This is a genomic window from Enterobacter sp. DN, assembly GCF_046054285.1.
Lineage (GTDB): Bacteria > Pseudomonadota > Gammaproteobacteria > Enterobacterales > Enterobacteriaceae > Enterobacter > Enterobacter hormaechei_C.
Genome location: NZ_JBJJTG010000001.1, coordinates 182,787 through 197,892, shown reverse-complemented (window position 1 = coordinate 197,892; position 15,106 = coordinate 182,787). Strand labels below are relative to the sequence as shown.

General features: G+C 56.8%; 14 protein-coding genes. 4 read left to right on the top strand and 10 right to left on the bottom strand.

Annotated elements, in window-relative coordinates; genetic code table 11:
• Nucleotides 1-34: 34 nt before the first annotated feature.
• Nucleotides 35-709 carry a DUF3313 domain-containing protein gene (locus tag ACJTMZ_RS00870; protein ID WP_015570552.1) on the bottom strand — a complete coding sequence of 225 codons (675 nt, stop codon included), beginning with the start codon at nucleotides 707-709 and terminating at the stop codon, nucleotides 35-37.
• A gap of 134 nt (nucleotides 710-843) precedes the next feature.
• Nucleotides 844-2,439 carry an ABC transporter substrate-binding protein gene (locus tag ACJTMZ_RS00865; protein ID WP_045348280.1) on the bottom strand — a complete coding sequence of 532 codons (1,596 nt, stop codon included), beginning with the start codon at nucleotides 2,437-2,439 and terminating at the stop codon, nucleotides 844-846.
• Nucleotides 2,440-2,550: 111 nt separating this feature from the next.
• Here ACJTMZ_RS00865 and pepT point away from each other — a divergent pair, with 111 nt between their 5' ends.
• Nucleotides 2,551-3,780: a peptidase T gene (gene pepT / locus ACJTMZ_RS00860; protein WP_252010592.1), complete on the top strand. Its 1,230-nt coding sequence runs from the start codon at nucleotides 2,551-2,553 to the stop codon at nucleotides 3,778-3,780.
• Here the strand turns inward: pepT and tehB are convergent.
• Both tehB and tehA read right to left on the bottom strand, forming a co-directional pair.
• Nucleotides 3,777-4,370 (bottom strand): tellurite resistance methyltransferase TehB, encoded by a 594-nt coding sequence (tehB, locus tag ACJTMZ_RS00855; protein ID WP_252010590.1) that lies wholly within the window; start codon nucleotides 4,368-4,370, stop codon nucleotides 3,777-3,779. The two genes, pepT and tehB, sit on opposite strands and share 4 nt — an antisense overlap.
• A complete protein-coding gene (tehA, locus tag ACJTMZ_RS00850; protein WP_252010588.1) occupies nucleotides 4,370-5,365 on the bottom strand; it encodes a dicarboxylate transporter/tellurite-resistance protein TehA in 996 nt (331 codons plus the stop codon). The genes tehB and tehA overlap by 1 nt, the downstream gene beginning before the upstream one ends.
• A gap of 121 nt (nucleotides 5,366-5,486) precedes the next feature.
• On the opposite strand from tehA, the gene ydcK reads away from it, so the two are divergent.
• Nucleotides 5,487-6,467, top strand: a complete 981-nt coding sequence (ydcK, locus tag ACJTMZ_RS00845; RefSeq protein WP_252010587.1) for a YdcK family protein — start codon at nucleotides 5,487-5,489, stop codon at nucleotides 6,465-6,467.
• Here the strand turns inward: ydcK and rimL are convergent.
• Entirely contained in the window at nucleotides 6,462-7,001 is a 540-nt protein-coding gene (rimL, locus tag ACJTMZ_RS00840; RefSeq protein WP_133982740.1) for a 50S ribosomal protein L7/L12-serine acetyltransferase, read from the bottom strand. The genes ydcK and rimL overlap by 6 nt on opposite strands.
• Before the next feature lie 95 nt (nucleotides 7,002-7,096).
• Nucleotides 7,097-8,752: a glucan biosynthesis protein D gene (locus ACJTMZ_RS00835; RefSeq protein WP_017384001.1), complete on the bottom strand. Its 1,656-nt coding sequence runs from the start codon at nucleotides 8,750-8,752 to the stop codon at nucleotides 7,097-7,099.
• A 30-nt stretch (nucleotides 8,753-8,782) separates the two neighbouring features.
• On the opposite strand from ACJTMZ_RS00835, the gene ACJTMZ_RS00830 reads away from it, so the two are divergent.
• Nucleotides 8,783-9,028, top strand: a complete 246-nt coding sequence (locus ACJTMZ_RS00830) for a hypothetical protein (protein ID WP_072049628.1) — start codon at nucleotides 8,783-8,785, stop codon at nucleotides 9,026-9,028.
• Nucleotides 9,029-9,109: 81 nt separating this feature from the next.
• On the opposite strand, the gene ACJTMZ_RS00825 is transcribed toward ACJTMZ_RS00830, so the two are convergent.
• Nucleotides 9,110-9,883 (bottom strand): ABC transporter substrate-binding protein, encoded by a 774-nt coding sequence (locus ACJTMZ_RS00825; RefSeq protein ID WP_003857237.1) that lies wholly within the window; start codon nucleotides 9,881-9,883, stop codon nucleotides 9,110-9,112.
• A gap of 10 nt (nucleotides 9,884-9,893) precedes the next feature.
• Nucleotides 9,894-11,063 (bottom strand): pyridoxal phosphate-dependent aminotransferase, encoded by a 1,170-nt coding sequence (locus tag ACJTMZ_RS00820; protein WP_045345229.1) that lies wholly within the window; start codon nucleotides 11,061-11,063, stop codon nucleotides 9,894-9,896.
• 113 nt (nucleotides 11,064-11,176) lie between these two features.
• Between ACJTMZ_RS00820 and ACJTMZ_RS00815 the strand changes: the two genes are divergently transcribed.
• Nucleotides 11,177-12,019, top strand: coding sequence for a LysR family transcriptional regulator (locus ACJTMZ_RS00815; protein ID WP_017384003.1), 843 nt, complete (start codon nucleotides 11,177-11,179; stop codon nucleotides 12,017-12,019).
• On the opposite strand, the gene ACJTMZ_RS00810 is transcribed toward ACJTMZ_RS00815, so the two are convergent.
• Both ACJTMZ_RS00810 and ACJTMZ_RS00805 read right to left on the bottom strand, forming a co-directional pair.
• Nucleotides 12,006-13,511: a carboxylesterase/lipase family protein gene (locus ACJTMZ_RS00810; protein ID WP_045349590.1), complete on the bottom strand. Its 1,506-nt coding sequence runs from the start codon at nucleotides 13,509-13,511 to the stop codon at nucleotides 12,006-12,008. The two genes, ACJTMZ_RS00815 and ACJTMZ_RS00810, sit on opposite strands and share 14 nt — an antisense overlap.
• 42 nt (nucleotides 13,512-13,553) lie before the next feature.
• On the bottom strand, nucleotides 13,554-14,897 hold the full coding sequence (locus ACJTMZ_RS00805) for a VOC family protein (RefSeq protein WP_017384005.1): 1,344 nt from the start codon (nucleotides 14,895-14,897) through the stop codon (nucleotides 13,554-13,556).
• Between the last annotated feature and the right edge of the window lie 209 nt (nucleotides 14,898-15,106).

Here is a 15,106-nt window from a genome sequence, read left to right as displayed (position 1 = left end):
AAAAACGGCCTGCGAAAATGCAGGCCATTTTTTATTATTTTGTTGTCTGATGGACATCAAACATGGTGGCATCCGTCGCCATATCATCCACAACCTGCTTCAGGGTGCCGAAGCCCATTGGCGTATTCTCGTTCGCCAGCTCTTTCCCTTCACCCTTACGAACAACCTTAATCACTGGTTTGTTCGTGGCCGCATCGATTAACTCACCTTCGAAGAACAGATGCGTATCCATGGTACGATGGCCCGTTGCCATCTGCGTACCCGCAACCAGCAGCGCCACAGGCACCACTTCATAGAACTGCAAACCTTCTTTGTCTGAGCTCACACCCGTGATGGCGCCGCGGAAGATCAGGCTATGTTTGCCCGGCGTCGTCACAATCGGCTTACGCTGGCCAATCGCGGTTTTCAGTTTGGTATTGGTATAATTCAACAGCTCATCAAGCGTTTTTTGCCCAAGCTGAGTGGTCGGTTTTGGCGTCGGATAATAGGTTATCGGCGTCCAGATAATGCTGTCGTAATTCGCCTCATTATAGGACGGGTCAACCCAACGCAGGGTTGGCTTCCCGGTTGCAGATTTCATCTCCTGCAAGCCGGAGTAATCTTTTAAAAAGCCTGAATATTGATCGGGGGCTGCGACTTTTGACGCACAGCCGGAAAGGGCCAACAGACCAGAAAGCACTGCAACTTTAAAAAAAGTGTGAGTACGCATGATGGTATTCCATGTTATCTGCAAGTATGCACTTGAAGTTATAACAAAAAACCGGGCGATGTGTTGTGGCAAAAAATGACGAAGACAGCACAAATAGCGAAAAAACTGCCCGACCGAAACCGGGCAGTGAAAAATTACTCCTTCAGGTCCACTTGCCAGAACAGGTGCTTGCCGAAGGGATCGATTTCATAGCCCGTGACCTCTTTACGGACTGGCTCAAAAATCGTCGAGTGGGCAATCATTACCGCCGGCATTTGATCGTGCATCATCTGCTGCGCCTGCTTGTACAGCGCCACGCGTTTTTCGCGATCGGTTATCGATTTAGCTTCGGCAATCAGGTTATCAAACGGCTTATAGCACCATTTGGCCGAGTTCGACCCGCCGTTGGCGGACGTACAGGTAAACAGCGGGCCGAAGAAGTTATCCGGATCGCCCGTCGCCGTTGTCCAGCCCATCAGTGCGGCCTGATGCTCCCCGCCCTTCACGCGCTTCAGGTATTCGCCCCATTCGTAGGTCACGATTTTGGTCTGCACGCCCACTTTCGCCCAGTCCGCCTGGATCATCTCCGCCATACGCTTCGCGTTCGGGTTATACGGCCGCTGCACGGGCATGGCCCACAGATCGATGCTTACGCCGTTGGCAAATCCCGCCTCCTTTAGCAGCGCTTTCGCTTTTTCTGGATCGTAATCATAGTCTTTCAGCTCGCTGTCGGCACTCCAGACGCCAGGCGGCAGCAGGTTTTTCGCCGCCGTGCCGGTGCCGTGGAACACCGCCTCAATGATGGCCGGTTTGTTAATCGCCATCGCCAGCGCCTGGCGCACTTTTACGTTATCCAGCGGCGGCTTTTGCGTGTTAAACGCCAGGAAACCGGTATTCAGCCCGGCCTTGCTCATCAGGTTGATGTCTTTGTTAGCCTTCATACGCGGCAGGTCCGCCGGATTCGGGAACGGCATCACCTGGCACTCATTCTTCTCGACTTTGGCAAAACGTACCGAGGCGTCCGGCGTGATGGTGAACACCAGACGATCCAGCTTCGATTTTCCCTGCCAGTAGTCAGGGAAAGCGGTAAAGAGGATGCGGGAATCCTTCTGGTATTGCGCCAGCTTAAACGGCCCGGTGCCAATCGGCTGCATATCGACCTTTTCTGGCGTGCCCGCTTTCAGCATGGCATCGGCATACTCCGCCGACAGAATGGAGGCAAAGTACCACGCCAGATCAGCGACAAACGGCGCTTCCGGATGCGCCAGGGTGAAGCGCACGGTGCGATCGTCAACTTTATCAATGGCGGTAATCAGGCTGCCGAACTCCAGACTTTCGAAGTTGGAATAACTGCCGTTGGAGACGTTATGGTAGGGATGATTCACATCCTTCTGGCGCATAAACGAAAAAATCACGTCGTCCGCGTTGAAGTCGCGCGTCGGCGTGAACAGCTTATTACTGTGGAATTTCACCCCCTTGCGCAGGTGGAAGGTATAGATCTTGCCATCGTCGCTTACCTCCCAGCTTTCCGCCAGGCTCGGCACCAGTTCGGTAGTGCCCGGTTTGAAATCGACCAGACGGTTATAAACCGGTACGGCGCTGGCGTCCACGCTGGTCCCCGACGTATAGAGCTGAGGATTGAAATTTTCCGGCGATCCTTCGGAGCAATACACCAGCGTTTTTGCCGCGACGGTGGAACTGACCGTCAGCGCAGCAAGCGCCAGCGTTATCATTGTGAATGTGCTTTTCATCATTTATTCCTGTCTTTTTAATTCGACGGCTAATTACTTCTTTTGCCATTTCATAAATAACATTAAAGTGATGGCGCAAACACATGAAAAATAAATACAGAAGGAAACACTATGGGCTCAGAACTCTCCAGACAATTAACCCAACGCTTTTTCCGCTATCTCGCCATCACCAGCCAGAGCGACCCGAAAGTCAAAACCCTGCCCTCCACTCCGGGTCAGCACGACATGGCGCGGGAGCTGGCGAAGGAGCTGAAAACGCTGGGGTTAGATGATATTGTGATAGATGAGTTCGCCACCGTTACCGCCGTGAAAAAAGGCAATGTTCCCGGCGCGCCGCGGATTGGTTTTATTACCCATATCGACACCGTCGACGTCGGTTTATCCCCGGATATTCATCCACAAATATTAACGTTTACGGGGGATGATCTCTGCCTGAATAAAGAGAAAGATATTTGGCTGCGCGTAAATGAGCATCCGGAAATTCTGGCTTATCCTGATGAGGAGATTATTTTCAGCGACGGAACCAGCGTATTAGGCGCAGATAATAAAGCGGCCGTCACCGTGGTCATGACGGTGCTGGAAAACCTCACCGCTGAACATAAGCATGGCGATATTGTGGTGGCGTTTGTACCCGATGAAGAGATTGGCCTGTGCGGCGCGAAAGCGCTGGATTTAAAGCGCTTCGACGTCGATTTTGCCTGGACCATCGACTGCTGCGAGCTGGGGGAGATTGTTTACGAGAACTTTAACGCGGCGGCGGCTGAAATTCGCTTTACCGGCGTCACGGCTCACCCGATGTCCGCCAAAGGGGTGCTGGTCAATCCGCTGCTGATGGCAACGGATTTCATCAGCCATTTCGATCGCCGGCAAACCCCGGAATGCACCGAGGGGCGCGAAGGTTATATCTGGTTTAATGGCATCCAGGCCGGGCAGAACGAAGCGATACTGAAAGCCAATATTCGTGATTTTGACAAAGATGGTTTCGCCGCCCGCAAGCAGCACATTGCCGATGTGGCGGCGCAAATAGCCGCGCAGCATCCCACGGCAAACGTGGAATACCGCATTGAGGATACCTACAGCAATATCAGCAATGCGATTGGCGAAGACCGCCGCGCGATCGACCTGATGTTCGAGGCGATGGAGTCGCTCGGCATCACCACAAAACCGATCCCCATGCGCGGTGGCACGGATGGAGCGGCCCTGTCAGCCAAAGGCCTGCTCACCCCGAACTTCTTCACCGGCGCCCATAACTTCCACTCGAAGTTTGAGTTTTTACCGCTGTCGTCGTTCGAGGCCTCCTGTCGCACTGCCCTGCAACTCTGTCTGCTGGCGGCGCGTTAAGCGGGCTTGCGTGCGAGCATGGTGGCGAAGCGCAGCTTGATACGGTTCCCGTTGGCATCGGTACGGTGGAGTTCCCCTACCTCTTCGTTGTACTTGATCAGCTCCCAGCCTTCGTAGTAGTTGCTCAGTTCACCGGTTTTGAAGGCAAACGGGAAGCCGACTGTGCACGGATAATCCTCCGTATCCATGGCAGCAACGATCAGGTTATAGCCGCCTGGTCTGGTGCAACGCTGCATATTGGCGATAAGACCAGGGATGGTATTCGCTTCGAGGAACATCAACACGACGGTGGAAAGAATAAAGTCGTATTCGCCGTCAAAGGTCAGGTTGTTCAGATCCTTAATCGCCGTTTCAAGATTCGCGATCCCTTCCGCCGCCTTAATGCGCTCGATGTTATTGATGCTCATCGGGTTTTTATCCCACGCCGTCACGTCATAGCCGTTGGCCGCGAGGTAGAGGCTGTTGCGGCCATTTCCGCAACCCAGATCGAGCGTTTTACCCGGCTTAACAATGTCCGCGCTGAGCAGCACCTCTGAGTGCGTGCGGGTCAGCCCATATTTCTCAGTAAAGTAGTTTTCATCGACAGTCATTATTTTTCCTCAGATTGCATAAGCAGTGCCTTATCAGCGCGCACCAGAAGTTTGCCCTGCATCAGCAAGATAAAAGTACGGACCAGCAGCATCGCGATGATGACGTTGGTGAAAATAAACAGGGGAACCGCGAGGGCATGAAAGAACCCTGACGGACTGCTCTGCCCAAGATGTAAACCGGTGGTCGCCAGCGCCGACACCCCGAACGAGAAGCTCCAGAACGACGCGTTGAACGGCTGCGACAGATACCACGGCATCAGACGCAGCATAAACAGGAGTTGCAACAGGCCATAGCCGAAAAGCATTTTGGCGAAGGTGTCCGCTTCGCCGCCGTTGACGCTAAACCAGGCGCTACAGGCCACCAGGGCAGGCGCAAGCTGGATACCGAGCGAGGTACGAAGGGCAGCGGGCAGTTCGCCCGCGCTGCGCAGGCGTTGCAAAATGACCGGCTCCAGGCTCAGCCAGGAAAAGACCCCGGCACCAAGGAACACCAGCCCCGCGTCGTGGAAGCCTAGCGCACCGCAGGCCATCGCGCTGATAAAATTGTTCGCTACCGTCGGCAGATACAGTCCCGGCGTCGTGGCTTCTTCCGGATGCTTGCCGCGCCACAGCCCAGCGCTTTGCCAGGCGGCATACGCAAGCTGGATCACCACGCCCACGCTAAACAACCCCAGCGCCAGCGGGCGATACCACGGCACAAAGCCGATGGCCACCAGCAGCGTTGTGGCAGGAAACAGGCTGACAAAACTGCTCATTACCGGATGCCGCATCTCGGCCAGCACGCTATGTGGAAACCGTACCGCACGGGTAAGAAACGCCATGCTCAGAAGGAACCAGATCCCCACCGCCAGCGCCACCAGGATCTCGCCCGGCCAGCGCGTCACCGGCCAGATGGTGCCGGCGTAACGCCAGGCGAACCCCATGCCTATGGTCCCGAGGACCATACCGAAATACCCGGCGGGCAAGTTAAGAACGCGTTGGTTTTGGTTATGCATTTTTTTTAAACTTTAAAATGTATTTTAAATGCCATTTTAAGGGGTTTCCTGAGCGGACGCCAGCACTTCGAAAAACCAAAAGTTTGCTACGTTTATTGAAAGGCTTTTCAGGGATAACACGATGACAAAATATCGACTTGGCAATGAAACGCGTCTCTGGCGCTGGCAGGACGGATCAACGCCGTGCACAACGCCTCTCAGACAAATTATTGCCGTGAAGGATTTTAACGATGTGACCAGCGGGACTAAAGGCGGTTGGGTTGAGGATGAACACGCGCTCGCCCAGGACGGGGATTGCTGGGTTTACGATGAAAACAGCGTGGTGTTTGCCGGGGCCAGGATATCCGGTAACGCCCGCCTCACCCAACCCTGCATCGTAAGCCACCGCGCACACGTTGGCGGCAACGGCTGGCTTGACGCGGCAGAGGTGAGTCACGGGGCGGTAATAAGTGACAACGTCACCATTCAGCACTCCACCGTACGCGGGGAATGCCGTATCGCGGGTGACGCGCGGGTGCTGCATAACAGCCTGGTAATTGCAGCCAAAGGGCTGACACCCGACCGTGAGCAGATCCTGCAAATCTATGACAGGGCCACGGTCAGCCAGTCGCGTATTGTGCATCAGGCGCAAATCTACGGCGATGCCATGGTGACCTGGGCCTTTGTTGAGCACCGCGCCGAGGTGTTCGATCGCGCCATTATTGAGGGCAACGCGCTGAATAACGTCTGGGTGTGCGACTGCGCCAAAGTGTACGGCAACGCCCGTCTGCTGGCCGGTCTGGAGGATGATGCCATCCCGACCGTGCGGTACAGTTCACAGGTCGCGGAAAACGCCCTCGTCGAAGGCAACTGCGTCATTAAACACCACGTATTAATAGGCGGCGAGGCGTGGTTACGCGGCGGGCCGATCCTGATTGATGACAAAGTGGTCATTCAGGGGCGGGCGCGTATCAGCGGCGATGTCCTGATTGAGCATCAGGTGGAAATAACGGACGATGCGGTTATCGAGGCGCTGGAGGGTGAAAGCATTCACGTCCGGGGAGCCAAAGTGATCAACGGCGACACGCGGATCACCCGGACGCCGCTGCTGGGGGCGCTATAGCGGGAAGATTCTGGCGTACAGGTTCACGTCATCGTAGCGACCGTTGAGCATTTCCGCTTCCCGCAAACAACCTTCCAGCGTGAAACCGTTGCGCTGCGCCACCCGGTTACTGCTCTGGTTATCCACGCGACACTTGATCACAAAACGGCGGATCTCACCGCGCTCGACGTAATAGCGCATAAACGCCTGGAGCGCCTGAGAAAGAATACCCAGCCCCTGATGCGCCTCGTCAAGCCAGTAGCCGATATACCCGGCCTTATTCGCAGGCTCGATCGCGTTGAAGGAGAGCACGCCCACCAATTCGTCATTCATAAAAATCAGGAACATTTTGGCGTAACCGCGCTGGTGCAACATCTGGTTGCTCTGCACGTTGCGGCGCGTGTCCTCTTCGCTGCCGACATGCTGCGCCCAGTCGAAGGCGGTTTGCAGCCAGGTTTTGTTTTTGTTTACGAGGTTATGCAGATCGGTGGTATAGCGCTCTTCGACGGCGCGAAGCTCGATTTCCTGGTTAACGGGGATGATTTCTGAAGACATGGTGCCTCTTAATTGCCGGGTGGCACTAACGCTTACCCGGCCTAAAAATGCGTCCGGAGCAGGCCGGGTCGCCACCCGGCACAAACCCATAAGGACTAGCGCATGATCCGGTCGTCAACGTAGTTACGTTTGTCCGGCGCGGGCGGGAAGTACTGATACAGCCAGGTCTCGCTGATGGCATCGCCCTGACAGCGCAGGAACAGGCGCATATCCACCGGCTCGGTGGAGTCAGAGGTTGGATACCAGTCAAACAGAATGCGATACCCGTCGAACGGTTCGACATAGAGTATCTCCACCTGCTTCGCTTCACCGCTGGACAGGGTGATCACCGGCTCAATGCCCTTCGGTGCGGCGGCCTTCAGATCGCCCCCGACGAAATCAATGGCAAAGCGACGGGCCCACACTTTCGGGTAATTTTCACCCGGCGCCCAACCCTCCGGGAAGCCTCCCATACCGGTACGGGTGGCGTAGACGTTTGCCAGCGGGGAACGCACCGGCGGCTGTGCGCTCCAGTAGAGACGGTATTTGAAGTCCAGCTCATCACCCGCCTGCACCGGTTTCTCTGGCTGCCAGAAGCAGACCACGTTATCGAGCGTCTCGCCGGTTGTCGGGATCTCCATCAGGGCAATGGAACCTTTCCCCCAGTTGTTGCGCGGCTCGACCCACAGGCTTGGTCGCTTGTTATACCAGCCCATGACGTCCTGGTAATGGGAGAAGTCACGGTCAAGCTGCAACAAACCAAAACCCTTCGGGTTTTTATCAAGGTAGGCGTTAAATTGCAGCTTTTGCGGGTTGTTCAGCGGCCGGCAGATCCACTCCCCGTTACCGCGCCACATCGCCAGGCGGTCTGAATCGTGGATCTGCGGATGAATGGTGTCGCACATGCGGCGTTCGTTGTTGCCGCAGCTAAACATGCTGGTCATTGGCGAGATGCCGAGCTGCTTGATGTCTTTGCGCGCATAGAGATGGTTTTCGACGTCCATGATCACCTGGCTCTTCTCACAGTGGATCACAAACTTATAGGCACCGGTAATGCTCGGGCTGTCCAGCAGCGCATAGACGGTAAAGGTGGTATCACCCGGCTTCACGGTTTCAAACCAGAAGGAGGTGAAATCCGGGAACTCTTCCGGGGTGTCGGTAAAGGTATCCACCGCCAGACCACGCGCAGAGAGGCCGTACTGGTAGGTATCATCCACCGCGCGGAAGTAGCTCGCGCCCAGGAACGAAACGATATCGCGTCGCGCCAGCTCCGGCGCTTTAAAGACGCGGAATCCGGCGAAGCCGAGGTCGCTCTGCCCTTCAAGCTGGCGGGTATCCACGCCCGTATCGCCGTAGCTGAACAGCTCAGGCCGGAAGTGGATCTCACGCGCCTGAGAGGTGGTTTGATCCAGCGAGAACATGCGCACGCGGCGGCGGAACCCCATCCCCATATGGAAGAACTGGGCGTCCAGCTGACGGCCTTCAATATTATTCCACAACGACTGCTTCTCATCGTAACGGATGGCGTTGTACGCCTGCGGCGTCATGGTGGCCAGCGTTTCCGGCAGCGGACGCGGCGCACCGCCCCACGCGGTTTTCGCCAGATCGTGCGCCATGGATTGCAGAACAGAGAAGTCAAAGCGACGGCTCTGACCGTCGGCAATGTCGGAGTCAGCAGCATACGCCGCCTGGGAAAACAGAGAAGCAAGGCCAGAAGTGCCGCTCAGGGCAGCCATTGCCAGGGAACCTTTGAGAAAACGTCTGCGATTCATGCCTGAGAAAACGTCCTTATGGTCGTGTGAATGAGTTTCGCGCGCAGCGAAATGACGGCAAGAAAGAACGCACAGCCTAAACAAAAACGGTTAAGAATCCAATTGTTGGCGGGTGATTATCTGAACAAACCGAGAAATATTTTCTGTCGACCAGAACGGCCTGAAAGTGGTGTAAAAAACAGTAAATACACAAAATCATTCATGCTGGATCAAGGCGGCAAGTCTGAGAATCCCCAGGAGCTTACTCAAGTAAGTGACTGGGGTGAACAGACGTAGCCAACGCAGAGGCAGCCTGAAGGATGAAGTGTATTTAAAAGAGTCCCGGCTGGACATCAACAGCCGGGACCAACGAGGCGGTTATTTTACGCTGACATCGATACCCGGGAAGTACTTATCAGCCAGTTTAGCGATCGTGCCATCGGCACGTACTTTATCAATTGCGGCATCAAGCTGCTTTTTGGTGGCCTCATCCCCCTTACGCAGCCCAAAGCCGATCCCACTGCCGAGGATGGTGTCGTCCGACACCGGTTTGCCGATAAAGCCAAACCCTTTACCCTGCGGCTTACTGAGGAAACCTGCCTGCCCGGCCGCTGACATGACCAGCGAGGCATCGATGCGACCATTCAGCAGATCTCCCCAGGCCATATTCTGATCTTTATAAGACACCACGGTGACACCGTGCTTTTCCCAGTGCTCTTTGGCGTAAGTTTCCTGAATTGAACCCTGAAGAACGCCGATGGTTTTGCCCTTCAGCCCTTCGGGGGTAGCCTCTACCGCAGAACCGGCTTTGCCCACCAGCTGGGAGGGAATGCGATAGATGGGCTGGGTGAAATCAATGCTTTTGCGACGCTGTTCGGTGATGTTCATCGCCGAGTTTATGGCGTCGAACTTTTTCGCCACCAGACCGGGGATCAACGCATCAAACGAGGTTTCAACCCAGCTGCACTTCAGCGCGGCGGCTTTACAGATGGCATTTCCCAGCTCTACGTCAAACCCTTCCAGCTCCCCTGACGCATTGCGGCTTTCAAACGGCGGATATTCCGCTTCCAGCCCGTATCGCAACTCGGTAGCGGCAAACGACGAGAATGAACACAACAGTCCCATGCCGACAACTAACGCGCGTAATTTCATCTCAAATTCCTTAACGTGGTGTAACCCGACAAAGGGCCTGGGCACCTGCCCGTAACGTCGCCTCATCTTTCGCAAAAGAGAGACGGATTAACTTATTGTCCGTGCCATCGGCATAAAACGCCGACAGCGGAATGGTGGCAACCCCGTACTCGACAATCAGCCTTTTCACCATCTCGCTGTCGCGCTCGTCGCTAAAGCCGCTGTAATCCGCCAGCAGGAAGAACGAACCGGCACTCGGTAGCAGCCTGAACGGTGAGTCGGCGAGCAAACTTTGCAGCAGATCGCGCTTGCGCTGATAAAACGCCGCCAGCGACAGCCAGGTTTGCGGATCGGTCATGTGTTCGGCAAACGCGTACTGCATCGGCGTATCGGCCGAGAACATTAAAAATTGATGGACTTTACATATCTCATCCATCAGCTCCGCGGGCGCCACACAATAACCCACGCGCCAGCCGGTGACGTGATAGGTTTTTCCGAAAGAAGAAATAATCACGCTGCGCTCCGCCAACTGCGGGTGCGTCGCCATTCCGTGGTGCGGTTCGCCATCAAAAACGACGTGCTCGTACACTTCGTCAGACAAAATGATGATGTCGGTGTGGCGCGTCAGCGCTGCCAGCTGGTCCAGATCGGCGGCTGAAAACACCTGTCCGCTCGGGTTGTGCGGCGTATTGACGATGATCATCCGCGTGCGCGGGGTAATAGCCGCCCGTACTTCATCCCAGTTCACGGCAAAATCCGGTACCGTCAGCTTAATGGCGATCGGCGTCGCCCCTTGCAGACGCACAATCGGCGCATAGCTGTCAAAGGAGGGCTCGAAATAGATCACCTCATCCCCAGGATGAACCAGGCCGCTGATGGCTGAGTAAAGCCCTTCGCTGGCGCTGGCGGTCACCAGTACCTCACTCGCCGGGTCATAGCGCGTGCCATAGAGCGTGGCAATTTTGTCCGCAATGCGCTCCCTGAGCGGTTGCAGCCCGGTCATGGAGGCGTACTGGTTATGCCCTGCCTCCATGGCGCGGGTCACGCCGGTGATAAGTTTTGGGTCGCAGGAAAAATTCGGCGCACCCTGAGAAAGGTTGATGGCGTTATGCCGGGCTGAAAGCTGGCCGATAACGGTAAAAATGGTGGTTCCCACATCGGGCAATTTGGATCGTGTCTGCACCGGCGTTTTCAAAGTCATCCTCTGTCCCTTCTCGTGGTGAATGCATAACTATTCAAACAACAACTTCATTGCCGGGACAATCGAATTGTTGTCATAATAGCCATGACAAAAACGCATAGCTAAGGTGAGATATGTCGCGTCGTTCATTTCCGCTCAATGCCGTAGAGACGTTCATCGTGACCGCGCGTCACCTGAATCTTACCCATGCCGCCAGGGAGCTTTGTCTGACGCAGGGGGCGGTAAGCCGCAAAATCGCCTCGCTGGAAAGCTGGTTCGGCTTCCCGCTGTTCGAGCGCCATGCGCGCGGCCTGCGTCTCTCCTCTCAGGGAAGCGCCCTGCTGCCGGAGCTGCAATCTGCGTTTGAGCACCTGCTGAACGTTGCTGAACAGGCGCGAACGCACCAGACCGTTATTCGTCTGAAAGCGCCTACCTGCGCGATGCGCTGGCTGGTGCCGCGTCTGCTACAGGTGGAGCGCGAACAGCCGGAACTCCAGATTGCGCTGACCACCACCACCGATCATAACGTCAATTTCAAAACCGAATCCTGTGACGCGGCGATTGTGTTTGGGACGCACATGAGCGCCGGCGATCTGCTGTTCGAAGAGGCCTTAACCCCGGTGATGAGCCCGCTACGGGCCGGTTCTGCGCTGGAAACTCTCACCTTCCTTCACCCCACGCGGGACAAAACGGACTGGACGCTGTGGCTGGCGAAACAGCCGGGTCCGCCGCCAGCTATGCTCAAAAATCAACACTTCGAAACCATGGATCTGGCCATTACCGCCGCCATTCAGGGGCTGGGCATCGCCATCGCGGATGAAACGCTGGTGGAGGAGGACGTGCGCGCCGGACGGCTGATGCGGCCTTTTGACACAAGCATAAAGACGGGGGCGAGCTACCGGCTGGTATTACGCGACGCACCCGGCCCGGAAAACGGACTGGATGCGTTTCGCGCCTGTCTGCTCAGTCGAGGCTGACGTGGTGTTTCATCACCCGTTTGAAGAGGCTCATACGGGCACGCATGAAGCGGTTTTCAAGCCGAAAACCTGCATGTTTATTCACACCGATACGTAACAGCACGTCCCGCCCTTTCCGGCAGGCGGGCCAGCGCGTGGGCCCTGCCAGGCTATCGCGTGCCCCCGCATCCCGGGCGAAGCTCACCCAGTAGTCCGCCACCTGAGCGGCGAAGGCCAGATCGAGTTCATTTACATACTGCCGCGAGGGTTCCACCTGTCCAAGGGTATCGAACACGTAGGGCACTTCGTTGCCGTGCCAGGCGCCGTTGATGTACGTCGCGTGCTCCGCTTCGGCCACATAATCAAACCAGTATCGCCAGCACAGGCCGCCCGCCCGCTGCTGCGCCTGCATCACCACGTATCCCATGGTGGTGAAGGCCATGTCGCGGCATACCTGCCTGCCAAGTTCCTCATCGCCCTTCACGCCAGGATAAAGCAGCTTAATCAGCCCCAGGCCAAAGCGCCGCTCGCGGCGAAGCTTCTGGATCTGCCCGGCCAGATCGACCCCGAACACCGACATCACGCTGGCTTCGTCGCTGTTTGACCCAATCATCACCGGTACAGGATGCTGGCGGGCCGCGAAAAAGACGTCGAGCATGGCCTCAGGCAAAACGCAATCCCCCACGATGGGCGCAGGGGCGATATTCAGCGGCGAGGTCAGCGGCCAGAACGCCTCAGGCGGGATCGCGCGAAGCTGTTCCGCGGTGGCATTTTGCAGGCCGAAATGGGCGGCAATCGCTTCGCCTTTATGCATGGCCTGCTCGCGCGGGGTGTCGGGCAGCGTGTACCCGCTTTGCACAATGGCTTTATGGAACAGTCCTCGCGCAAGCGGAGAGGCCATCAGCGACAGCACGCTGCGCGCGCCGGCCGACTCGCCAAATACGGTGATGTTCTCAGGATCGCCGCCGAACGCGGCGATGTTATCGCGCACCCATTCCAGGGCCTGGATCTGATCGAGCAGCGCAAAGTTATGCACCACGCGCTCTTCTTCCCCCTCCAGCGCCGGATGGGCAAAAAAGCCGAGGTGCCCGAGACGGTAATTAATTGTCACCACCACCGCGCCGCGCTTCGCCAGCGCCCTGCCGTTATACGGAGGCAGCCCGCCAGCGCCGAGGGTAAAGCCCCCGCCGTGCAGCCAGACCATCACGGGAAGCGGCGCGGCGCGTGCGATCGGCGACCAGACGTTAAGGTAGAGGCAGTCTTCAGAGAACTGGCCGGGATCGCCGCCGCCCAGCTCCTGACAGCTTTCGCTGCTCTGCCAGCTGGAGGCGGAGAACGCCGTCGCCGGACGCACGCCATCCCAGCGCGCGGGGGGACGCGGGGAGCGCCAGCGCCACTGGCCTACGGGCGGTGCTGCATAGGGAATGCCGCACCACACGTGGGTATCGCCTTCAGTAAAACCAATCAGTGCGCCCTGGCGCGTTTCAACCACAGGGGCGGAGGGATTTTCCATACCAACCTTCTTTTTCCATCACACCCTTGCAGAGTAACGGTTTCAGAGCAAACCGCAACGCTGTTTGCTGCGCGCTTCCGCCTCCTCGTAAAGCGAAAACTCGTCGTACACCGCACAGCCGAGCGCGGCTTCGAAGGCATTGCGGCTGGCATTGCCGTGGCTGCGCGCCTGCGTTTCATTGCCAAGATTCGACTGGAAGATCCCAGCCGCACTGACGGGCAGAAAATCCTCGTAGGTGATGGGCTGTGCCACAACCCAGCCCCGTTCGATCAGCGGCTGCGGATCGTCGCCGGGACGAAACGCGTGTCGATGCGCCTCACCTGTCGGGGTCAGACGGTAGCGGAAATAAGCCAGCCGCTGACGGCGCAGGAACATTTCGCTGTCCGGGAAGGCGCTGAAGATCTCGCGCAGGTGAAGCTGGTGGGTCAGGTTGTCTTTGCCGGTCCCGGCCTGATTTAACAGACTGTCGTACAGCTCGCGCCCTTTCGGCGTAAGGGCCACGCCGCGCTGCTCAATCTCACCGAAACGCGCGGTATGGGTGCCCTTGTGTTCTCCCGCGAAAAGCACCGGCTCCTCCAGCGCCTTAAAGCTGGTCTGGCGCAGGAGGATCGGCACCTCGCGGCGCGGCGGGCCTTCAATCAGAATTTTCGGCTCAATGCCGTACTTCGGCATTAGCTCCTGCACCCGGTCGATATCCAGCGTGCGCGGCGTGAGATGGTTGATATGGCACCCCGGGAAACAGACCACGTCGGCAATCAGGCGATGTTCGTTGCTCAGCGCCAGATAGGTTTCCTGATCGACCGTCGCATGGCGATGCCAGCGGAAGGTTTCCAGGGCTTCCTGCACAAATTCGCGCGCCTGTGCCTCAGTAAAGTGTCCCTGCGCATCATGCAGGTCGATCAGTTCCAGGCAGCGCGGCGTAAAGATGTTGCGCCGGGAGAGGATCTCCGCCGCCCTTTCGCGCAGCGCAACGTTTTCAATCAGCTCCAGGCGCAGCAGCGAGGTAAAAATGCGAAACGGATTACGGCAGAGCGCCGCATCGTCTGTCGGACGAAACGCCGTCGAGTGGACGGGCACGCCCGCCTGGGAGAGATCGTAATAGCTGACCGGGTACATGCCCATAATGGCGAAGATCCGGCGCAGGGTGGAAAGCTCCTGAGCGGTGCCCACGCGGATCGCACCGTGACGTTCAACATTCAGGCGCGCCAGTTCGTCTGCGTTTGCCAGTTGTTCATGTAAAAGTGGGTTATTTTCCAGAACCGCCAGGTTAACGTCCGCCACCAGTTCCAGCAAGGTGCCGTACTGCGGAACTTCCTGCTGGTACATCGCCGACATAGCCTGCGAAAAGTGTTCCCGAATATCATCAGCCGTGATGGTGTTCGCCATGATGTCATGCCTCCAGTGAATACTACCTGGAGTGTAGAGAAGCCCGTTCCTTTCGTTGGGAAGAATTTACGAATTGTGATCCAGGCAGACGAGTGGTCAAAGCGTGGGCATTTTCGAAAAACGGTTGTAACTCAAACAGATCAAATGTTAAAAATATTTTGCTATCAGGTTATCAAATTCAAACATCTTAACTTGTCACCCGCGTCGCT